The 3,177-nt window shown below is 69.4% G+C and carries 3 protein-coding genes; 2 read left to right on the forward strand and 1 reads right to left on the reverse strand.

What is annotated here, in order from left to right; genetic code table 11:
* The first annotated feature begins 40 nt into the window (after positions 1-40).
* Positions 41-1,237 carry an MFS transporter gene (locus CH341_RS21800; protein WP_111421088.1) on the forward strand — a complete coding sequence of 399 codons (1,197 nt, stop codon included), beginning with the start codon at positions 41-43 and terminating at the stop codon, positions 1,235-1,237.
* A gap of 18 nt (positions 1,238-1,255) precedes the next feature.
* On the opposite strand, the gene CH341_RS21805 is transcribed toward CH341_RS21800, so the two are convergent.
* The gene (locus CH341_RS21805; protein WP_111421086.1) at positions 1,256-2,017 is read right to left on the reverse strand and encodes a chemotaxis protein; all 762 of its coding nucleotides are present in this window, start codon (positions 2,015-2,017) and stop codon (positions 1,256-1,258) included.
* Positions 2,018-2,360: 343 nt separating this feature from the next.
* Between CH341_RS21805 and CH341_RS21810 the strand changes: the two genes are divergently transcribed.
* A complete protein-coding gene (locus CH341_RS21810) occupies positions 2,361-3,104 on the forward strand; it encodes a L,D-transpeptidase (protein WP_111421087.1) in 744 nt (247 codons plus the stop codon).
* The last annotated feature ends 73 nt before the right edge of the window (positions 3,105-3,177 follow it).

Consider the following 3,177-nt stretch of genomic DNA (forward strand, 5'->3'; position numbering starts at 1 on the left):
GGGCGCCGGCCCGCGGGTTGGGGGGCGAGCGATGCCGAACATGCGCGCCATCGAGGCGGGAGCACTTCTCCGGGGCCCCTGGCGCGCGCTGCCGGTCCTCGGGGTCACCCAGGTGCTCGCCTGGGGGGCGCTGTTCTATCCGCCCGTCCTGACCGTCCCGCTGATCGCCGCCGAGCGCGGCTGGTCGCTGTCCTTCACCATGGGCGGATTCTCGGCGGCGCTGCTCGCCGCCGGACTGGTCGCGCCGCTGGTCGGCCGGCTGATCGACCGCCGCGGCGGCCATGTCGCCATGACGGCCGGCTCGCTCAGCGGTGCGCTCGGCCTCGTCTTGCTCGCCGTCGCGACCCACCCGGCCGCCTATCTGGGCGCCTGGGTGGTGATCGGCGTCGCCATGGCGGCCTCGCTCTACGACCCGGCCTTCGCCACGCTCGGGCGGCTGTTCGGTGCGGCGGCGCGGCGGCCGATCACGCTGCTCACCTTCGTCGGCGGGCTCGCATCGACCGTGAGCTGGCCGGCCACCCGGGCGCTGTGCGACGGGCTCGGCTGGCAAGGCTGCTGCCTCGTCTATGCGGCGCTGCTCGCCCTCGTCGCGGCGCCGCTGCACGCCTTCGCGCTGCCGCGCAAGCCGGCCGATCCGCCACCCGCCCCGCCGCCCGGCGCGGCCGCACCCGCCGCGGTGGTGCCGCCTCACGGAAAAACGTTCCTGCTGGTGATGGCGGGCTTCGCCGCCTACGCCTTCGTGCCGTCGGCGCTCTCGGCGCATCTGATCGCGATGCTGCAGCGGGGCGGCATCGACGCCGCGACCGCGGTGACGATCGGCATGCTGTTCGGGCCCTGCCAGGTGTTGGCGCGGGTCACCGAGTTCGCCTTCGGGTCACGCGAGCATCCGCTGCATCTGGCGCGTTTCGCCATCGCCCTGATGGTCGCGGCCTTCGCGTTGCTCGGCTCGGCCGGCGTGTCGGTCGCGGCGGCGGCCGCGTTCTACGTGATGTTCGGCGCCTGCAACGGCCTCGTCACCATCGCGCGCGGCACCCTGCCGCTGGCGCTGTTCGGGCCGCACGGCTTCGGCGCGGTGGTCGGCCGGCTGGCGGCGCCGTGGCTCGCCATGCAGGCGGCGGCGCCGCTGGTGCTCGCGCTGACGGTGGAACGGGCGTCCGACACGGCCGCACTGGCGCTCGCGGCGGCCTTCGCGGCGGTGTCGCTCGGCTGCTTCCTGGCGATCCGGAAACCGGGATGAGGGGGAGCCCGTCGGGGCTCAGTCGAACAGCGCGTCGATGTCGTTCTGCGACACGTGGCCTTCGTCGCCCTGGAGCTTCGGCCCGTTGAGGAGCTTCTCCTCCTCGGTCATCTCGGGCCCCTTCACCTCGGGGACGTACTCGCCGAAGGATTCGATGCCGCCCCAGATCTCCTCCATCCGGCGGATGTGGTCCTCGATGAACTTGAGGGCCGACACGACCTTGCTGATGCGCTGGCCGGTGAGATCCTGGAAGTTGCACGACTCGAAGATCCGGATGACGCAGTCCTGGATCTCGCGGGCGGTCGCCTGGTCGGCCGCCTCGGTCACCGAGGCGGCGAGCTTGTCGGCCCGCGTGTCGATGTCCTCGACGGCGCCGAGGATCGCCTGGGTGGCGCGCTCGGTGTCGTCCACCACGGCGTCGAGCTCGTTCGCCACCCGCGACATCTCCTGGCCGTTGAAGCCGGAGACGTGAATGGTGGCGAGCTCGCGCTTGGTCTCCGTGATGGCGTCGCTGATCACGTCGAGCTCCGCCTTGAGCTTGTGGAACTCGTTGAACTGCGCCTGGAACTTCTCGAGCGTGTGCTGGGCCTCGGTGGCCCGGCCCTCGATCAGGGCGCGCACGCCGCGGATCTCGGTGATGACCTCCAGGTGGCGCAGCGCCGCGTCCGCATCGTTGGCGGATGCCGGAAACACGGCGTCGGGCTCGATGCCGGTGAGACCCGAGGAGATTTCCTCGACCGGTCGGACCTGCTCGATGCGGAAGATCTTGCGCGTTTGCATGGAGGCTTCGCAATTCGACGTGTTCTTTATCGTTGTACCGGAGCATTCTTTAACGACGGGTTCACGGGCGTGCCCCGGACGCTGCGTCGAACGGCGAATCCGGCCCCCCTGTGCCGTTAACCTCCCGTAAACCATGAATCGTACGTCAACGCGGCGTTAACTATGAATTCCCCGTGTTTACAGTTCGCACACCATAGTCGTTCGAATTGTCCTGATCGTGCCGTTACAGTAAATCCGGGCGGGCTCGCTTTTACGACTTGGTTGCCACTTCGGGTTTTTACTCGAAATGCACCAAGGCTTGGTGTCCAACCAACTAACGTCGTAACGAGTGCAGAGCCCCGTCATGTATCGCGTTCTCCTTTGCGCCTTGGCCGCGACCGCGTTGTCCGGATCGCTGGCGACCGCTCAGACCTACGTGTCGGGCCCTTACGGGGGCTCCGGACGGACCTATGTGGTGCCCCAGACAGAATCGCGGGCCGTTCAGCCCCGCGCCGGCCTCGGCGGCGGCTTCATCGAGGCGATCTTCGGCGGCGGTGAATCGGCGGCGGCTCGGCCGCGCTATCAGGGCCAGACCGAGCAGGAGCAGTTCAGCGGCGGGCGCTACGCCGGCGTCGATCCGAGCGAGTTCAGCCGGACCGCTGTCGATCCGCGCTTCCGGCCGCAGGTGGTGTCCTATCCGGGCGACGAGCCGGCCGGCACCATCGTGGTCGATACCCGCAACTTCTATCTCTACCTCGTCGAGGGGAACGGCCGCGCGATGCGCTACGGCGTCGGCGTCGGCCGGCCCGGCTTCACCTGGGCCGGAACCCACACGGTGAGCGCCAAGAAGGAATGGCCGGACTGGCGTCCGCCGGACGAGATGCTGCAGCGCCAGCCCGGCCTGCCGAGCTTCATGGCCGGCGGCCCGCAGAACCCGCTGGGCGCCCGCGCCCTCTATCTCGGCTCGACCCTCTACCGCATCCACGGCTCCAACGAGCCGTGGACCATCGGCACCCAGGTGTCCTCGGGCTGCATCCGCATGCGCAACGAGGACGTCATGGACCTCTACGAGCGGGTGAAGATCGGGACCAAGGTCCACGTCATCTGAGTCGCGTCGGGGCGGGCGGTGATACCGCCCGACCATCACGGTTCGATCGAATGTCGTCTTTCCGCGCCGTCCA

Source organism: Rhodoplanes roseus (assembly GCF_003258865.1).
Lineage (GTDB): Bacteria > Pseudomonadota > Alphaproteobacteria > Rhizobiales > Xanthobacteraceae > Rhodoplanes > Rhodoplanes roseus.

What these genes read in the sequence shown, in the direction of transcription:
- CH341_RS21805 (WP_111421086.1), bottom strand. Translation starts at nt 2,017, where the DNA reads ATGCAAACGCGCAAGATCTTCCGCATCGAGCAGGTCCGACCGGTCGAG.
- CH341_RS21800 (WP_111421088.1), top strand. Translation starts at nt 41, where the DNA reads ATGCGCGCCATCGAGGCGGGAGCACTTCTCCGGGGCCCCTGGCGCGCG.
- CH341_RS21810 (WP_111421087.1), top strand. Translation starts at nt 2,361, where the DNA reads ATGTATCGCGTTCTCCTTTGCGCCTTGGCCGCGACCGCGTTGTCCGGA.